General features: G+C 70.3%; 17 protein-coding genes and 1 pseudogene. 8 read left to right on the top strand and 10 right to left on the bottom strand.

Features of this window, described 5'->3' with window-relative positions; genetic code table 11:
* Both OG205_RS16255 and OG205_RS16250 read right to left on the bottom strand, forming a co-directional pair.
* Positions 1-621 (bottom strand): dihydrofolate reductase family protein, encoded by a 621-nt coding sequence (locus OG205_RS16255; protein WP_330277085.1) that lies wholly within the window; start codon positions 619-621, stop codon positions 1-3.
* 103 nt (positions 622-724) lie between these two features.
* Complete coding sequence (locus OG205_RS16250; RefSeq protein ID WP_330277084.1) at positions 725-1,198, bottom strand: group II truncated hemoglobin; 474 nt, start codon at positions 1,196-1,198, stop codon at positions 725-727.
* 63 nt (positions 1,199-1,261) lie between these two features.
* On the opposite strand from OG205_RS16250, the gene OG205_RS16245 reads away from it, so the two are divergent.
* The 3 genes from OG205_RS16245 (at position 1,262) to OG205_RS16235 (ending at position 5,051) form a co-directional block, all read left to right on the top strand.
* On the top strand, positions 1,262-1,576 hold the full coding sequence (locus OG205_RS16245) for a winged helix-turn-helix transcriptional regulator (protein WP_330277083.1): 315 nt from the start codon (positions 1,262-1,264) through the stop codon (positions 1,574-1,576).
* 97 nt (positions 1,577-1,673) lie between these two features.
* Positions 1,674-2,225 (top strand): RICIN domain-containing protein, encoded by a 552-nt coding sequence (locus OG205_RS16240; protein ID WP_330277082.1) that lies wholly within the window; start codon positions 1,674-1,676, stop codon positions 2,223-2,225.
* A 69-nt stretch (positions 2,226-2,294) separates the two neighbouring features.
* Positions 2,295-5,051 (top strand): AfsR/SARP family transcriptional regulator, encoded by a 2,757-nt coding sequence (locus tag OG205_RS16235; protein WP_330277081.1) that lies wholly within the window; start codon positions 2,295-2,297, stop codon positions 5,049-5,051.
* Here the strand turns inward: OG205_RS16235 and OG205_RS16230 are convergent.
* A complete protein-coding gene (locus tag OG205_RS16230) occupies positions 5,045-5,692 on the bottom strand; it encodes a MarR family winged helix-turn-helix transcriptional regulator (protein WP_330277080.1) in 648 nt (215 codons plus the stop codon). The two genes, OG205_RS16235 and OG205_RS16230, sit on opposite strands and share 7 nt — an antisense overlap.
* 114 nt (positions 5,693-5,806) lie before the next feature.
* Here OG205_RS16230 and OG205_RS16225 point away from each other — a divergent pair, with 114 nt between their 5' ends.
* The 3 genes from OG205_RS16225 to OG205_RS16215 are packed head-to-tail and all read left to right on the top strand — an operon-like array spanning position 5,807 to position 7,783.
* Positions 5,807-6,334: a redoxin domain-containing protein gene (locus OG205_RS16225; protein ID WP_319973007.1), complete on the top strand. Its 528-nt coding sequence runs from the start codon at positions 5,807-5,809 to the stop codon at positions 6,332-6,334.
* 30 nt (positions 6,335-6,364) lie between these two features.
* Positions 6,365-6,901, top strand: a complete 537-nt coding sequence (locus OG205_RS16220; protein WP_330277079.1) for a carboxymuconolactone decarboxylase family protein — start codon at positions 6,365-6,367, stop codon at positions 6,899-6,901.
* A gap of 39 nt (positions 6,902-6,940) precedes the next feature.
* Entirely contained in the window at positions 6,941-7,783 is an 843-nt protein-coding gene (locus tag OG205_RS16215) for an alpha/beta hydrolase (RefSeq protein ID WP_330277078.1), read from the top strand.
* Here the strand turns inward: OG205_RS16215 and OG205_RS16210 are convergent.
* The 6 genes from OG205_RS16210 to OG205_RS16185 form a co-directional block, all read right to left on the bottom strand.
* A complete protein-coding gene (locus OG205_RS16210; protein ID WP_330277077.1) occupies positions 7,780-8,646 on the bottom strand; it encodes a CU044_5270 family protein in 867 nt (288 codons plus the stop codon). The genes OG205_RS16215 and OG205_RS16210 overlap by 4 nt on opposite strands.
* Positions 8,639-9,208 (bottom strand): RNA polymerase sigma factor, encoded by a 570-nt coding sequence (locus OG205_RS16205; RefSeq protein WP_330277076.1) that lies wholly within the window; start codon positions 9,206-9,208, stop codon positions 8,639-8,641. Before OG205_RS16205 ends, OG205_RS16210 begins: the two co-directional genes overlap by 8 nt.
* 93 nt (positions 9,209-9,301) lie before the next feature.
* Positions 9,302-9,805 carry a DUF305 domain-containing protein gene (locus OG205_RS16200; protein WP_330277075.1) on the bottom strand — a complete coding sequence of 168 codons (504 nt, stop codon included), beginning with the start codon at positions 9,803-9,805 and terminating at the stop codon, positions 9,302-9,304.
* Between the two features lie 17 nt (positions 9,806-9,822).
* Positions 9,823-10,857 (bottom strand): DUF1996 domain-containing protein, encoded by a 1,035-nt coding sequence (locus tag OG205_RS16195; protein ID WP_330277074.1) that lies wholly within the window; start codon positions 10,855-10,857, stop codon positions 9,823-9,825.
* 133 nt (positions 10,858-10,990) lie between these two features.
* On the bottom strand, positions 10,991-12,226 hold the full coding sequence (locus tag OG205_RS16190; RefSeq protein WP_330277073.1) for an RNA polymerase sigma factor: 1,236 nt from the start codon (positions 12,224-12,226) through the stop codon (positions 10,991-10,993).
* On the bottom strand, positions 12,226-12,615 hold the full coding sequence (locus OG205_RS16185; RefSeq protein ID WP_330277072.1) for a YciI family protein: 390 nt from the start codon (positions 12,613-12,615) through the stop codon (positions 12,226-12,228). The genes OG205_RS16190 and OG205_RS16185 overlap by 1 nt, the downstream gene beginning before the upstream one ends.
* Positions 12,616-12,744: 129 nt before the next feature.
* Between OG205_RS16185 and OG205_RS16180 the strand changes: the two genes are divergently transcribed.
* Both OG205_RS16180 and OG205_RS16175 read left to right on the top strand, forming a co-directional pair.
* Complete coding sequence (locus tag OG205_RS16180; protein WP_330277071.1) at positions 12,745-13,245, top strand: methylated-DNA--[protein]-cysteine S-methyltransferase; 501 nt, start codon at positions 12,745-12,747, stop codon at positions 13,243-13,245.
* 113 nt (positions 13,246-13,358) lie between these two features.
* The gene (locus tag OG205_RS16175; RefSeq protein WP_330277070.1) at positions 13,359-16,115 is read left to right on the top strand and encodes an AfsR/SARP family transcriptional regulator; all 2,757 of its coding nucleotides are present in this window, start codon (positions 13,359-13,361) and stop codon (positions 16,113-16,115) included.
* A gap of 96 nt (positions 16,116-16,211) precedes the next feature.
* On the opposite strand, the pseudogene OG205_RS16170 reads toward OG205_RS16175, so the two are convergent.
* Positions 16,212-16,783: pseudogene (locus tag OG205_RS16170) on the bottom strand (IS701 family transposase).
* Positions 16,784-16,972 lie beyond the last annotated feature (189 nt).

The following is a 16,972-nucleotide window of genomic DNA, read 5'->3' as shown; positions in this document are numbered from 1 at the left end:
TCAGCTCGGCCAGTACGACGGGCGTCCGGTGGGCCGGTAGACCTGGATCGCGACGCCCTTCGAGTCCACTCGCGACTCGACCAGGTCGAGCGCGAGGTCGGGGCCGTCCTCCGGGAACAGCCGCAGGCCCTGACCGAGCACCACCGGAACCACGATCAGCGTCATCTCGTCGACCAGGTCGTTCGCCAGCAGCCACCTGATCAGCGTGCCACTGCCGTGCACCTGCAGCTCACCGCCGGGCTTGGCCTTCAGGTCGGCGACGGCGGCCGCGAGGTCACCGGACAGCACGGTGGTGCCCGACCACGCCGGGTCGGCGAGCGTCGTCGACGCCACGTACTTGGGCTGGGCGTTCAACGCCCGCATGACGGGCACCGAGCCCGGGACGTCCGCTTCCGTCATGGATCCCCACGAGCCGGCGAACAGGTCGTAGGTGCGTCGGCCGAACAGGAACGCGTCGGCGCGCTGGTACGTCTCGTTGATGAACGCCCTGGTCCCGTCGTCACCCTTGCCACGAGCCCAGCCACCGCGCTCGAACCCGTTCCCGCGGTCCTCCTCCGACGCGCCGCCGTTGCCCTGCACCACTCCGTCGAGGGTTATCTGGGACATGGTCGTCAGCTTCATGATCGCGGTTCCTTCGCTTCGGTGCCGCTCTCTTGCGGCCTCACCTCAGCTACGAACGCCCCGACCCCGATCCGACACTCTCACCAGAACTATTTTCGAGGAGTCACTTCTCGACGTACGGCGGCGCCTCGCCCCAGCCCCACTTCGGCACGGGCGCCCCGTGGAAGGGCTTGGCGTCCTGCGCGGAGTTCTGCACCGCCAGCCGCGTGCCCCACTCCAGATAGGACACGAACGCGGCACGGAACTCGGGGTCGTCCGGCAGCGCCACCTCGTCGGCAGCGTCCATGATGAGGTTCAGCCACCGTCGGCGTTGCTCCTCGGTGATGGCCCGCCCGAGGTGCTTGGCCAGCATGAACTCGTAGCCGCCCCGCTCGGCGGTGTAGGCGGCGGGCCCGCCGAACACCTCACCCAGCCACAACGCCACGTAACGGGCATGCCCGGGATCCATCCCGGCGAACACGGGCGCGAGCACCGCGTCGTCGGCGACGCGCCGGTAGAACGCCTCGGTGAGTTTCAACAACGCCGCTGAACCACCGGCCCAGGTGTAGAGAGAAGGTGTTGACTGTTCGTTGATCACGACGCCCACTCCAGCACCAGGCGAAAAGCCCGGCAAGTACGCACCTTTTGGTGAGGAGCGCCCATGTACCACTGTCCGGTCGAGCTCGCCCTCGACATCATCGGCGGCAAGTGGCGCGCGGTCGTCCTCGCCCACCTCAAGGAAGGCCCCCACCACTACGGCGAGCTGCGCCGCAAGGTGACCGGCATCAGCGAGAAGATGTTCGTGCAACGGCTCCGCGAGCTGCAGGACGCGGGCCTGGTGGCACGGGTCGAGCGGCCTCCGCACGTCGAGTACTCGCTCACCGAGGAGGGCCGGACCCTGGGACCCGCTCTTCAGGCGCTGTACGACTGGGGCGTTCAGCGTGCCGCCCGCACCGGTGTGGTCATCGGGCAGTAGCGCGCCTGACCAGCGCGCTCACGCGCTGCCAACGAACTGCCCGTGCACCGGTGGCAAGGCTGTGCCCGTCACACAGCCCTTGCCTCTTGGAGGACGGATGAGAATCGGGTTACGGAAGGCGTTGGCGCTCGCGATGACCGCGGCGGCGGCGCTGTTCCTGACGCCGGCCGCGGCGGTTGCGGAGGAGCAACAGCCGGCGGTGCAGGGCATCACTCCGGGCACGTACCAGAACCTGATCAACAACTACCATCGCAAGTGTCTCGCGGTGAACTCGGCGGACAACCGCAACGGCAAGCCATTGATCCACTACGACTGCTACTCGTCGTTCACCGACCAGTACTGGCTCTTCGAACCGATCGCGGCCGCGCCGGGATACTACCGGCTCCGCAACCAGAACACCGGCCGTTGCGTCGCGGCGGCCAACCCGAACAACGGCGCGAAGGTCGTGCAGTACGACTGCGTCGACGGCTACTACGACCAGTGGTGGTTGCCCGAGCTCATGCCGGACAACGTGCACTACCGGCTGCGCAACTACAAGAGCGGCCGTTGCCTCGCCGTTCCGTCGAACCAGGGGCAGAACGGCGGAAACGCCGTGAGCTACAACTGCATCCTCGGCTACAACGATCAGTGGTGGCAGATCTGGCCGTGACGTGACTTCCTCCCCGTTTCCCCGGTATGCATGGAACATGGTGCTGGGGGCTCGGGGAGGGCACGCCGGATGACTGTGCGGTTCCGCCTGCTCGGTGACGTCGAGGCGCGGGTTCACGATAGTCCGATCGCCATCGGCTACGCGCAACTTCGTGCTGTGCTGGCGGTACTTCTGGTTGAGGCGAACCAGGTGGTGTCGGTCGAGAAGTTGGTGGACCGGGTCTGGAGCGATCGGCCCCTTCCCCGCAGACCGCGTGCGGCCGTGCAGCACAGCATGACCATGCTGCGCGGCGCGTTGACGCCCGCAGGCGTGACGATCACCCGCAGGTCGACCGGGTACCAGCTCTCCGTGGACCCGGAAAGCGTTGACCTGCACCGGTTTCGTCGTCTCGTCGAGGACGGTCGTGCCGCCGGTGACGACGGCAGGGCCGCCGCTCTGCTCGAGGAGGCGCTGAGGTTGTGGGCAGGGGAACCGTTCGCGGGTCTGGACACCGCCTGGCTCGACTCCCTGCGCGCCACGCTGATCCAGCACCGGCACGCGGTTCGTCTCGAACTCGTCGACATCCAGCTCCGCCTCGGTCTGCACGCGGCACTGCTGCCCGACCTGTCGGCGTGGGCGGCCGGCAACCCGCTGGACGAACGCCTGGCCGGACAGCTCATGCTCGCGCTGTACAACTGCGGTCGCCCCGCTGACGCCCTTGAGCACTACCAGGAGGTGCGCAGGCGGCTGGCCGACGAGCTCGGTACCGATCCCAGCCCGCCGCTGCGGCAGTTGCACGAACGGATCCTCGCCACCGATCCCGCGCTGACGGCGTTCGTCAGGCCGCACACCGCCGTTGTGCCGCAACAGCTTCCTGCCCGGCCGCGCCTGTTCAGCGGCAGGGGCCGTGAACTGGCCGATCTCGACGCCGCGCTCGGTGAGGACGATGCCGTGGTGATCTCGGCCGTGGGCGGGCTCGGCGGCATGGGCAAGACCTGGCTGGCGGTGCAGTGGGCGCACCAGCACCTCGACCGGTTTTCCGACGGCCAGCTGTACGTCAACCTGCGCGGCTTCGACCCCGCCGGGCAGCCGATGTCCGCGGCGACCGCGATTCGCGGCTTCCTCGACGCGCTCGGTGTCGCCCCCTCTGCCGTCCCGGTCGACGTGGACGCGCAGGCGGGGCTGTACCGCAGCCTGGTCGCGGACAGGAAGATGCTGGTGTTCCTGGACAACGCGTCCGACAGCGCCCAGGTGGTACCGCTGCTGCCTGGCAGCTCTGCGTGCGTCGTGCTGGTCACCAGTCGCCGTCAGCTCAACGGTCTCGTCGCCGCGCACGGCGCGCGTGCGCTGAACCTGGACCGGCTCGGCGACGACGAAGCACGCCGGCTGCTGGCGACGCACCTCGGTGAGGACCGGCTCGTCGCCGAACCCGGTGTGACAGCGGAACTCCTGACCTGCTGCGGAGGTCTGCCACTGGCGATCAGCATCGTGGCCGCGCGGGCCGGCACGCACCCCGGCTTCCCGCTGTCCGTGCTGGCGGACGAACTGCGCGAGCAGAACGACCTGCTCGACGCACTGGACGCCGGCGAGGACCTCGTGAGTCTTCGCGCTGTGTTCTCCTGCTCCTGCAATGCTTTGCCCGCCGAGGCGGCCACCGTGTTCGCCGCTCTCGGTCTCGCTCCTGGCACGGACATTGGCCTGCCCGCCACAGCGAGCTTGACCGCGTTGCCCGTCGCCCGTGTCCGCACCGCTCTGCGTGAACTGGAGCAGGCGAACCTGGTCGGGCAGCACGCTCCTGGCCGCTATCGGATGCACGACCTCGTCCGGTTGTACGCGGGCGAACGCGCCCAGCACGACCCCGCCGCGGTGCGACGGGTGGTCGACTTCTACGTGCACACCGCGTTCGCCGCCGAGCGCGTGCTGGACCCGCTGCGCGAACCGCTCGCGATCGGGGTGCCCGCGCAGGGGTGCGTCCCGCTCGGGTTCGAGGACGAGACAGCCGCGACCGAGTGGCTGGCCACCGAGTTCGCGAACCTCCTCGCCGTGCAGGAACTCGCCGCCGGGCAAGGTCTGCACGACCAGGTGTGGCACGTGGGCTGGACCCTGAACACGTTCTTCCGAAGACGCGGCGACTACCACGACGCCGTCACCGTGTGGCGGGCCGGTGTGGCCGCCGCGGACCACACCGGCGACAGGATCGCCCAGGCCCAGACCAGACGACTCCTGGGGGACGCGTGCAGCGGACTGGGGCTCCAGTCCGAAGCCCTGCGGCACCTCGGCGACGCTCTGCGGATCAGTGAGCAGGCAGGCGACGTCCCCGGCCAGGCCCACGCCCATCACCTCACGGCCTCCATCTGGGAGGACCTGGGGGACGACCGGCGGGCGCTGGAGCACGCCACGCCCGCTCTACGCCTGTTCCAGGACCTCGGCATGGCGGTCTGGGAGGCGTGGGGATACACCCAGGTGGGCTGGCACCAGGCCCGGCTGGGGCTCTACGAGCAGGCCCGCGTCCATTGCGAGGCCGCCCTGGTCATGGCTCGCCGGCACCAGGAGCGTGAGCTGGAAGCGACCACAGTGGACAGTCTCGGCTACATCGCCCACCACACGGGCCACCACGCCGAGGCGCTCGACCTCTACGGACTGGCACTCGGCCTGCTCCGCGACCTCGGGTACGACCACCACGAGGTCGCGACCCTGGAACGCATCGGTCACACCTATCGGGCGCTCGGTCACCACGACAGGGCTGAAACGGTGTGGCGGCAGGCTCTCGAACTGTGTCAGGCGCAACATCGCGCCGAGGACGCCGGTCGAATCCGGCGACTGCTGACACCGGGCCGAGCTCACTGAGTGGAGGCGCGCTGCTTCCGCCGGCCCGCCGGAGAACTGGACGGTTCCGGCTCGTGCTCCGGGCAGTCCGTGCGCAGGCCCGCGAGCGGCAACGGGGTGCGCAGCAGGTGGCAGTGGTGGGGCACGGCCGGGTCGGGGTGTTCGTCGCGGCCGAAGAAGCGGCACGTCGTGCACATGCGCGTCACGCTCACCACGCCCGCGCGTTGCAGGTCCGCGATCACCCGCAGGAGGGTGTGCAACGTGGTCGCGCGGTCGGCCTCGGGAATCCCGGCGAGGGCGTCCGTCAGCGGATCGTCCCAAGAGGACAGACCGCGTGCCACCTCCTGGCCGGCGTCGGTCAGCGTCAACGACCGGCGGCGGCCGTCCGCGCCGGGTGAGCGCGTCACGAGTTCCTTGCGCTCCAACGCGGCCACGGCGTCGGACATGGTCGGTGTGGTGACGTCGAACTCGGCGGCGAGCGCGGCCACCTCGCGACGCGTCTGCGGGTGCCGGGCCAGTGCCAGCACCGCCTGCTGCTGCAGCGGCGACAGTCCGTGCTCCCGTGCCGTGCGCTGCGCGAGTGAACGCATGCCGTGCCCGAGTCGCTCGAGCGCGTCGGCCAGCCGCCGGTCGAGCCCGGCCGTGCCGTCGGTGTCAGTCATGCGATCCGCCTTGCCCGTAGAACTTCCACGGCGATGGTACGTGCTGTCCGGGGTGAGACCTGGATCACGAAGACGTAGATAGGAGTCCTACCTAGATTGTGGCATGGTGAGGGCATGAACCTCCTCCTGCCCACGTCGAACGGACTCGCGACTCCCGCGATGCCCTGGGAGACAAGCGAATGGTTCAACAGCGAACCGCTGAACCTGGCCCGCCTGCACGGCCGCGTGGTCGTGCTCGAGGCGTTCCAGATGCTGTGCCCCAGCTGCGTGACGCACGCCCTGCCGCAGGCCACGCGCCTGGCCAGGACGTTCGGCGACGACCTCGCCGTCATCGGTCTGCACACCGTGTTCGAACACCACGCGGCGATGACCCCGGTGAGCCTCAAGGCGTTCCTGCACGAGTACCGGATCACCTTCCCGGTCGGCGTCGACGCCCTCCGCGGCGCGCACCCTGCACCGGTCACGTTCAGCCGCTACCGCATGCAGGGCACGCCCACCACGGTGCTCATCGACCGCGACGGCATGCTGCGCGCCCAGAAACTCGGCCCGGTCGACGACATGACGCTGGCCTCGGCCGTGACACGGCTGCTCGACGGCGCCGTGCCACCGGCGGTCTGCGCGATCGACGGCACCTGCACCTGACCCACACCCATCACCAGAAGGAGAACCACCATGTCCCGCATCGACCTCACCGATCCCGACCAGGTCACCGACGAGCGCGCCGAGACCCTGGCGGAGATCAAGGGCGCCTTCGGCCTGGTGCCGAACATGTTCAAGGCCGTGGCGAACTCACCCGCCGCGCTGCGGAGCATGTGGGCGCAGTTCGGCGCGCTGGGCGGCGGCACGCTCGGAGCGAAGATCGGCGAGCAGATCGCCGTGGCCGTGGCCGACCAGAACCGTTGCGACTACTGCCTTTCCGCGCACACCATGCTCGGCAGGAAGGCAGGGGTCACCGCCGCGGAGATGAGGAACGCCCAGAGCGGCAAGTCGGACGATCCACGCACCGCCGCCATCCTCACGCTCGCCACCGCCCTCGTCGAGAACCGCGGCCAGATCGCCGACTCCGACGTCCAGGCCGCGCGTGACGCGGGCCTGAGCCAGGAGGAGATCGTCGAGACGGTCGCGCACGTCGCGCTGAACGTGTTCACCAACTACATCAACGTCGCGCTCGACGTGCCGGTCGACTTCACGCGCGTGTCCCTGACCTGAGAAACCTCGTGCGGGAGGGCGCTCGGTATCGTCCATCCGATGATCCGAGCATGGGTGCGACGCTGTGCCGTGGCCGCCTGCGTCGCTGTCCCGCCGGTGCTGCTTCTCCTCGGCTGGGGCCCTCTGAGCAGCGGACATCCTGCCCATCTCGTGTTGCTCGCCGTGGTGGAGGCGGCCGGGATCGCGATGGCCCTGTGGCGGCGCGGCCCAGCATGGCTCGCTGTCGTGCTCGCCGTGCTGCTCATCGCTCCCACGGTGTACTTGCAGCCGTTCGGCGCGACGACGGTCGTGATGGCGGAGAACACCGTCACCACGGCGGTGCTGCGCCCTGACGGTCCTGTGCGCGCCGGGCTGGTCTTCCACCCCGGCGCCAGGGTCGACCACCGCGCGTACTTCCCGCTCCTGCGGCGCGTTGCGGCAGAAGGATTTCTTGTCGTGGTGGTGAAGGAGCCGCTGGGGATCGCCCTGCTCGGCGGTGACACCGCGGAAGTGCGGCGGAGTCATCCCGACGTGCCGGTGTGGGCGGTCGGTGGCCATTCCCTCGGTGGCGTCGCGGCCGCACGAGATGTTCTCGCCGACGGATCAGTGCGCGGGCTGGTGTTGTGGGCGTCCTATCCGGTCGACGACCTCTCCACCCGTGACAGCCTCACCGCCTGGTCCATCTCGGGTGAACGCGATGGTTTCACCACACCGCAGGACGTTGCCGAGTCACGGAAGCTGTTGCCTGCGGGCACCCGCTTCGAGGTCGTCTCCGGTGCCGTCCACGCGTACTTCGGTGACTACGGCGACCAACCCGGCGACGGTGTGCCGACCCGGTCCCGTGCCGAGGCACAGGACCGGATCGTCGAGCACACCGTCGCCGCGTTGAACGACGTGATCTAGATTCGGTCGCCCACCTGGTCGACGAACCCGGATGCGTCCTGCGGCCTGTTCTTCGTGCCGAGGTACTCGTAGGTGTCCTTGTCGAACACCATCACCACCGGCTGGGCCGACGGCAGCGAACCCTCCGGCACCGGCCAGCTGATCCCGATCCCCGGCCGGCCGGACGAGACGTTCTCCACGACCGTCAGCCCCGGCACGCGGGTCGCCGCCTCGAACAACGCGGCCCGCTGCGGACCCGGCAGGTACGAGTCGAAGACGAGGGACAGCACGTCCTTGCCGTACGAGTTGACCGGCCGGTCCTTCTCGTCACCCTGCAGGACCTTCAACATCTCGTCGGCTGTGGTGGGCAGGTCGTCCCGGTACGCGCGATCCGGCGTGCACTCCTCGGTCCCGCCCGTCGGCTGGTCGTACTTGTCGAGCACCTTCCTGCGGCCGTCGACGCAGCCGGGAACGGGGATCGGCGGCGTGTTCCCGGCGAGGATCATCTGGCCGTCATGGGTGCCGTCGACAGAGAACCAGTCTTCCCGCTCACCGGTGCGCACGTAGTAGAGCTGATCGGGCCGTGGCACCACATCGGGCTTCGAACGGGCTGCCGCGGCGGCGTGGTTCAGCAGTTGCACGGCGGACTCCACCGCCGGGGACGCGGTGTCGTGGTCGGCCGGGTCCGGGGAGCCGGACGGCAGCACCAGCGCCACGCCGGCGGCCGCTGCCGCCACGGCGATCGTGGCGACGGCGATGACCCCGGCACGACCTCGCCTGGGCGGCTTCATGCCCGCCACGAACTGGGCGCGGGCGGCGGAGAGCTGGTCGGCGGACTTGAGCGGGGTCTCGTCCAGTTCCCGGACGAGCTGAAGGTCATCCATTGTTGAGCAGCTCCTCGACCTCGGTGTGGTTGTCGGTTCCCAACGCTTCCCTGACCTTGCGGCGGGCGCGGTTCAGCCGGGACCGCACCGTGCCCACCGGGATCGCCAGCGCCTCGGCGATCTCGAGATAGCTGAGCTGCTCCCACGCGACCAGCAGCAGCACGTCCCTGTCCTCGACGGACAACGCTCCGAGCGCGCCGGTCAGCATCGACCTCATGGCCTGCGCGGTGACGTCCGCGGCCACCCGGTCGGCGTGGTCGTCCACAGAGGAGGCGACCAGGTGCATCCGGTACCGGCGCACCTCCTCCCGCCGGTGCTGACCGACCAGGTTGGTGGCGATGCCGTACAACCACGGCCGGGCGTCCGGGCGGGAGGGGTCGTAGCGCCCCCGTTTCGAGAACGCCACGAGGAACGTCTCGGCGAGCAGGTCGTCGGCGACCTGCTGACCGAGGCGCCGGGCGAGGTAGCGCTGGATGTGCGGTGCGTGCCGGTCGAAGATGACCGCGAACTTCTCCGTCACGCGCAGCGACGCCTCGATGATCTCCGCGTCGGTTGCTGTCATGGTGGCCTTTCGGGCGAAGGGTCTTCGCCCTGTTATCGGCAGAACGCCCCGACCGGGTTCACGGTCGAGGCGTTCAGCAGATCAAACCACAGGTCATGGGGACTTCGGGGCGTCTCCCAGAAGCGCCAGGAACTCCGCTCGCGTGCTGTCGATGCGAGCGCCCAGGTCCAGCACGGGCCTGCTCGTGCCCGACGACAGCTCCGCGCGGGCCACGGTGCGCGCTTCCTCGAACTGCGTGCGGAGCAACACCGTCAACTGCTGGTCGAAGGCGGCTCCCTCGGCGAACCCGACGGCGGTCAGTTCGGCCGCCGTGATCATGCCGGGCATGTCGTGGCCCTCGTGCTGGTCGCTCTCCTGTCTGCCGGTCCTGGCCAGCAACTCCCGGACGTGCGCCAGTTCGGCCCGGTAGCGGTCCTCCACCTGAGCGGCCACCGGGCGCAGCGCGGAGCCGGGCCGGTTCGCCGCCAGCGCGAGTGCGGCGAGCGCGGACTCGTTCTGGGGGATCACCAGATCCACGAACGCCAGATCGGTGGCGCTGAGGTCGGCCGGCGCGGCGGGCGGTGGGGTGCCACAGCCCGCCGCCAGCAGGAGCGTCACGACGAGGAGGACCCGCACTAGGGGCGGCCGTCCGGTCCGCACTTGACGATCCGGTTGATGCAGTCGCGCACGCGCTGCGCCATCTCGGCTTCCGGCCAGACGTTGAAGAAGTCGCCGTGCATCGTGAACCCAGGACCGGACGACAGCTTGAACCGCGCCGGGTCGCCGCTCGCCGGATACCGCAGCACCTGGCGCAGCTTCGGCACGGGCACGGGGTGCGTGGCCGGGCAGTCGCCGGCGACGGGGTAGGACATGTGGCTCTTGTGGTCCGCGGAGTCGAGGTCCTTGCCGTTCCAGCACTGCGGGAAGTCCAAATAGGACTCGATCATCGTTCCGGCCGGGCAGTTCACGAAGTCCTTGGACGCACCGACGTGCCCGGCGTGCAGGCACGACCAGCGCGACATCGTGGTGTTGTCCGGCGCGGTGGCCTTCGCGTTGCCCGCGACGATGCGCAGGCCGTACGGCAACGGCTGGATGCGCGCGGTCACGTCGTCGCGCACGCCCTCGCCGAGGTAGTAGAACGTCGTGCCGGTCGGCTCGACGGGCTGGCCGTCCACCAGCAGCGTCGGCACCCAGTACGACGAGAGGTCGACCTTCGGATTGCACGTGCTGGCGGCCTTGCCCAGGCTCGTGACGTCAGAGCGGGCGTTGGTGGAGTCGTTGCCGAAGAAGCTGTGCATGTGTGACGCGCCGGGCAGGTTCGGCAGGACGATCGGGTCGTCCGGGAGCCGGTGCGTGAACGGGCACTCGGCGACGAACTCCGCGACGCGCACCGCGTTCGGCGGGATCGGTTCCTGCGGCTTCACCGGAGCGACCACGGCGGCCTTCGTCGTCTCGGCCGTCTGCGTGGGCGTGCCGGCCTGCGTCGTGGTGCCTGCGGCCTGAGGCGACGTGGTCACGGCCGCGGTCGTCGAGGTCGGACTCGCTTTCGGCGGCGCGGGCGGGGTGAAGAACATCGCGTTCGCGGTGACCGCGGACGCCGCGACGCCCGCCACGGCGAGAGCGGCGATCCACACGCGCCGCCGCAGTCGTGAGGTGAGGACGTGGGGCATTGAAAAACCTTTCAGCAGGGTTCGGGGGATCTTCTGACCAGGAGATGTCCCGCCCGCCCGCCGATAACAGAAAAAATCACAGCGATCTCAGGAGCTCGCGCGACCGCGGATCGCACGTTCGCCGGTCTCCGGATCAGGCCTGCTCCAGGCGGCGGATCCGGGTGTTGAGGTAACGCTGCTCGGGCAGGCTCGTGGTGAGCCGGGCGGCCTGCCGGTAGCTGTCGAGCGCCCCCGCCGGGTCGCCGGCCAGTTCCAGCAAATGTGCGCGCACGGCGTGGGTGCGGTGGTGCCGCCGCATCGCCGGGTCGTCGAGCAGCGGGCCGACGAGAGCCAGGCCGTCCTCGGGGCCGAACGCCATCCCGACCGCGACCGCCTGGTTGAGCGTCACGATCGGGCTGGGGGCCACCCTGGTGAGCATGCCGTAGAGCAGGCTGATCTGCCGCCAGTCGGTGCTCTCCCAGGTGGCGGCCTCCGCGTGCACGGCGGCGACCGCGGCCTGGAGCTGGAACCTGCCGACGTGCCCGCGGGGCAGCACGCGCTCCAGGATGCGCACTCCTTCCGCGATGCGCGCCTGGTCCCATCGCGAACGGTCCTGTTCGGCCAGCGGCACCAGGTCGCCGCCGGAGGTCCGGGCGGTCGCGCGGGCGTGGGTGAGCAGCATCAGGGCCAGGGCGCCCGCGACCTCGTCGTGGTCGGGGATCGCCGCGTGCAGGTGCCGGGTGAGGCGGATGGCCTCCTCCGCCAGGGTCGAGTCCACCAGCGCGTCCCCGGTGGAACGGGTGTGCCCTTCGGTGAACATGAGGTGGCAGACGTCGAGCACCGCAGCGATCCGTGCGGGCACGTCCACCTCGGCCGGCCGACCGAACACCGCACCCGCCGCCCGCAACGTGGACCGCGCCCTGGTCAGACGCTGCGTCATCGTGCGTTCCGGCACCAGGTAGGCGGCGGCGATCTGGGCGGTGCTCAGGCCGGCGACGGCGTGCAGCGTCAGGGCGACCTGCGAGGAACGGCTCAGGCCGGGGTGGCAGCACAGGAGGAACAGCTGCAACGTGTCGTCGCCGTGCTGCCCGTGGTCAGCCGACGGCGCGAGGTCGGCGTCGCCAGGCCGTGCCGCGGCCACGGCCTCCTCCCGCCCCGCCCGAGCGCTGTCAGCGCGCACCCGGTCGATCAACCGCCGGGAGGCGACCCGGATGAGCCAGCCGCGGGGGTTGTCCGGCACGCCGTCGCGTTCCCACTGCGACGCCGCCGCCTCGGCCGCCTCCTGCGCCGCGTCCTCGCAGTCACCCAGGTCGCCGTACCTGCGCAGCAGGGCGGCGAGGACGTGGGACGACTCGCGCCGCCACACGTCCTCCACCACCCGTGAGCTCATCAGTCGTCACCGCCGGGCCACATGGCCGGTCGCAGCTCGACGGTCTCGCCGGGACCGGCGAAGTGGGCGGTGATCTCCTCGGCGCGGGCCTGGCTGTCCACGTCGATCAGGAAGAACCCGGCAAGGTGCTCCTTGGCCTCCGAATAGGGGCCGTCGGTGACCAGCGGCTTCCCGTCGTCCCACCGGTAGAGCCGGGACGACTCGGGCGCTCCCAGCGCCTCACCCGAGAGCAGTTCGCCGCTCTCCTGCAGCTCGCCGAGCAGCTGCTCGAACTCGGAGTTGATCCGATCCCGCTGCTCCCGCGGCATGTCCTGGTAGTCGGGCAGGTACTCCGGGGTCGGGTGCCCCCACGGCTGCGGGTTCGAGTGAATCATGATCACGTACTTCACCGTCGGCTCCTGGTGCGATGTCGTGGACGCGTCCGGACGACCCATCCTCACCCGAGACGTCGGAGCCGCGCCCGCCAGGTCGACATGCCTTCTCCACACCTGTCGGAAGCACCACCGGAGAATCCAGGGATGGACGTTCACCACACCGTCGTCGACTCACCGATCGGCGAGCTGACGCTGGTCGGCGAGGGCACGGCGTTGCTCGGCCTCTACTTCGACGGCCACCTGCGCACTCCGCGCCTGGACAGCCTCGGCCCACGCTCCAGCACGGGCTTCGAGGAGGTGCGTCGCCAGCTCGACGAGTACTTCGACGGGAGGCGGCGCGGTTTCGAACTGGAACTGGCGCCGCGCGGTTCGGCGTTCGAGCTGAGCGTGTGGGCGTTGCTGATGGCGATTCCTCACGGCGAGACTCGCACTTACGGGCAGCTGGCCGCGGAACTCGGCGTACCCGCGGCCGCTCAGGCGGTCGGCAACGCCAACGGGTGGAACCCGATCAGCATCATCGTTCCGTGCCACCGGGTTGTGGGTTCGCAGGGGCGCCTGACCGGCTACGCGGGCGGGCTCGACCGCAAGCGGTTCCTCCTGGAGCTCGAAGGGCCGTCGCCGGAGGAGGACGGCCGCCTGTTCTGAGCTGTCGTTCGCCATCAGCACGCGGTCGGCGTCGTGGGCGGTCGCGACGGATGCGGGTGGTCTGCCTCGCCTGCGACGGTATCCCGGCCGCCGCGACCACCTCCTTGACTTGCGTGGGAGCGGACTCCGTCGCACTGCAGCCGCAGTTCCAGGTGCTGGGGCCGTTCGAGGTGCGCGTGCACGACGAGGTGCTCGACCTGGGCGGTCCGCGGATCCGGACACTGCTCGCGTTGCTGACGGCGAACGCGGGCAGGGTGACGACCGTCGGCACGATGGTGGAAGCGTTGTGGGGACCGGAATCCCCGCCCGACGCGCACCGCACCGTGCGCAGCTACGTGTCGCGGTTGCGCCGCGCGCTCGCCGTCGACCGGCTGATCGTCACGCATCCGGCGGGGTACGTGCTGCGGCTCGAACCGCACGTCGTCGACGCCCGCCGGTTCGAACGGCTCGTCGAGACGGGACGGGACGCCCTGGCAGCGGGCCGGCCCGCGGACGCCGCCGAACAGCTCTCGCTCGCGTTGAGGCTCTGGCGGGGTGAGGCGTACGGCGAGTTCACCGTGACGCCGGTGCTGCGCGCCGAGGCCGCACGGTTGGAAGGCCTGCGCCTCGGCGCCGTCGAGGACCGCGTCGACGCCGACCTCGCGACCGGCGCCGGGGTGACGCTGGTGGAGGAGCTCACGGCGCTGACCGGCCAGCACCCCGGCCGGGAACGTCTGTGGGGGCAGCTGATGACCGCGTTGTACCGGGCGGGCAGGCAGGCCGAGGCGCTCGACGCGTACCTGCGGGCCCGCACCGCGCTCATCGAGCGGTTCGGTCTGGATCCCTCACCGCGGCTGTCCGAGATCCACCAGCAGGTGCTGGACAACGACGCGCGGCTGTTCGGCGTGCCTGCCGTCGCACCGAGCGAACCGGCCAGGGACGACCTTCCCGGCGACATCGCGGACTTCGCGGGCCGCGACGCCGAACTCGCCACGCTGGCGACCGCACGCGCCGCCGGCAGGCAGGCCGTGGTGATCCAGGCGATCGACGGAATGGCCGGTGTCGGCAAGACGACGCTGGTCGTCCACGCGGCACACCGGTTCGCCGAGCACTACCGCGACCGGTTGTTCATCGACCTGCACGGCCACGCGTCCAGCCATCGGCCCGTGACCACGATGACCGCGCTGGACGCACTGCTGCGCGCGCTGGGCGTGCCACCCGACCGGATTCCGCAGGACCCGGACGCGCGGGCGGCGTTGTGGCGAGCCGAACTGGCCACCCGTTCGGTGCTCGTCGTGCTGGACAACGCCGCCGACGCCGCACAGGTGCGCCCGCTGCTGCCCGGCACGTCCCGCAGCCTGACGCTGATCACGAGCCGTCGCCGCCTGGTCGACCTCGACGCCACCCAGGTCGTGTCGCTGGACGTGCTGCCGGAACCGGACGCCGTCGCCCTGTTCGTCAGCGTCGCGGGTGGCCGCACCGAAGGTTCGGTGCACGAGGTCGTCGCGTTGTGCGGTCACCTGCCGCTGGCGATCCGCATCGCCGCCGCACGGCTGCGCGCCCGTCCCGCGTGGACGGTGGCCTATCTGGCGAACCGGTTGCGCCAGGCCCATTCCCCGCTCACCGAGTTCGAGGCGGGGGACCGCAGCGTCGCCGCCGCGTTCGCCCTGTCCTACGAGCACCTCCACGCCCCGCAGCAGCGCCTGTTCCGGCTGCTCGGCATCCACCCCGGCCCGGACTTCGACGCCTACGCCGCCGCGGCGCTCGCGGCCGTCGACCTGCCAGAAGCCGAACGGCTCCTGGAAAGCCTCGTCGACGACCACCTGCTCCAGGAACCCGCGCCCGGCCGGTACCGCTTCCACGACCTGGTCCGGCAGCACGCCCGCGCCGTCGCAGTCACGGACGAGCCGGAACCGTTGCGGGACAAGGCACTACGCCGAGTCGTCGATTACTACCTGCACACCGCGCACAACGGCAGCAGGGTGCTGGACCGGCAACACCCGCCGATCGCCGTCGAGGCGGCCGACTGCGTCCCGCACCCGATGCCCGGCAGCGCGGCCGCGATGGCGTGGTTCGACGTCAACCACCTCTGCGTCCTGGCGGCGCGGACAGCGGCCGAGGACGCGGGCTGGGACACGGTGGTGTGGCAACTCGCCTGGTCGCTGGACAACTTCCACTACCGCCGCGGGCACCTGCACGACAACATCGCCTCCTGGCAGGTGGGACTCGCCGCCGCGGAACGGCTGGGCGACCTCGCCGTGCAGGCCCGCGCCCACCGGCGACTCGGCCTGGTGTACGCGCCGCTGGGCAGGGACGAGGAGGCGTCGCTCCACTTGAGACGGTCGCTCGCGCTGTCCGGCCAGGTCGGCGACACGGTCGGCCAAGCAGGCGCGCACGTCGTGCTGGCGCTGGCACTGACGTGGAAGAAGGACGACCAGGGCGTGCTGGCCCACCTCACCGAGGCGAGGAACCTGTACCGGCGCAGCGGCAACACCCAATGGGAGATCCGCGTCCTGAGCATGATGGGCGCCGCCTACACCCGGCTGGGCCATCACGTCCGGGCGCGCGCCTTCTGCGAGTCCGCGCTGGCGTTGTGCGTGCGGCACAACGACTCGTACGGCCAGGCCGACACGTTGGACAGCCTCGGCGCGATCACGGGGAACACCGGCGACCACCGCCAGGCCCTGCACCACCACGAGCGCGCGCTGGCGCTGTGGCGAGACCTCGACAACACCTATCGGCAGGCGGGAACCCTTGCCGCGCTGGGCGACACGCACCGCGAACTCGGTGAGGGCGATCAGGCGAAGCAGTGCTGGCAGGAGGCCATCGACCTCTACCGCGGGCAGAACCTGCACCACGCGGCGGACCGCATCGCCCAGCGGTCAGGGTAGTGGCCGCGAGGACACCCTCGCGGCCACTGTCTTCAGCGACCCAGTAGCGGACTGAGTTGGGGCCGTTGCGCACGAGGTTGCCGGCGTTCTGCACGATCAGCCGGTCGGCTGCGGTGCCCCAGGTGCCGGTGCTCCACTTCGGCACGTTGTTGGCGGCGTACACGACGAAGTTGCCGTCGAGTTGCAGAGTCGCGCGGACGACGCCGAGTTGTAGGTGTTGCTGGCCCACAACGCCATGAGGCAGGCCAGTTCCGGCTTGGTCGCGAACTCGACCTCGTCGTCGATCCCGGCCTTGCGGCACCGCTCCCGGTCAGCGCACCAACTGCCCTGGGGCAGGTAGAGCTCGCGGTCGATCAGCGCACGTCCGTGCGGGGAGGCGTAGGCCAGGAACACCCCGAGCTGGCGGTTCTCGATCCGGCCGGCGGTGCCGGAGCAACCCCGGCGGACTTGACGCCCTTCTTCAGGAACCCGGTCTCGTCGGCGACCAGCACCGCCTGCTCGTGCCCAAGATGGTCTGCCACACATCCGCGCAGGTCGTCGCGAACCTTGTCCGTGTCCCACGCCGCGTGGTTGAGCAGGCGTTGCATGCCGTCCGGGGTGTCGTCGCCTGCCTGCTCGGCCAGGGTCCACCCGTTCTTGCGTTCGGTCCGCGACAGCAGGTCCAGCACACAAGCCCTCGCCCGCCTGCGGGTCTGGACCCACGAACCGGCCAGCGAACCGGGCGAACAGGTCGTCGAACCCGGTCTGCCACGCGTCCAGGTCTGAGATCGGCAACGCGGCCACCGTTTCGCTTCGAGTCCCAACACGCCTCGAAGTTGATCACGGTGGCCGTCTCACATTCCCGCCAGGTCATCGAC

Origin of the sequence: Lentzea sp. NBC_00516 (genome assembly GCF_036346835.1) — a bacterium.
Taxonomy (GTDB): domain Bacteria; phylum Actinomycetota; class Actinomycetes; order Mycobacteriales; family Pseudonocardiaceae; genus Lentzea; species Lentzea sokolovensis.
The sequence above is the reverse complement of the archived record's forward strand: the minus strand, read 5'-3'. Positions and strand labels throughout refer to the sequence as shown.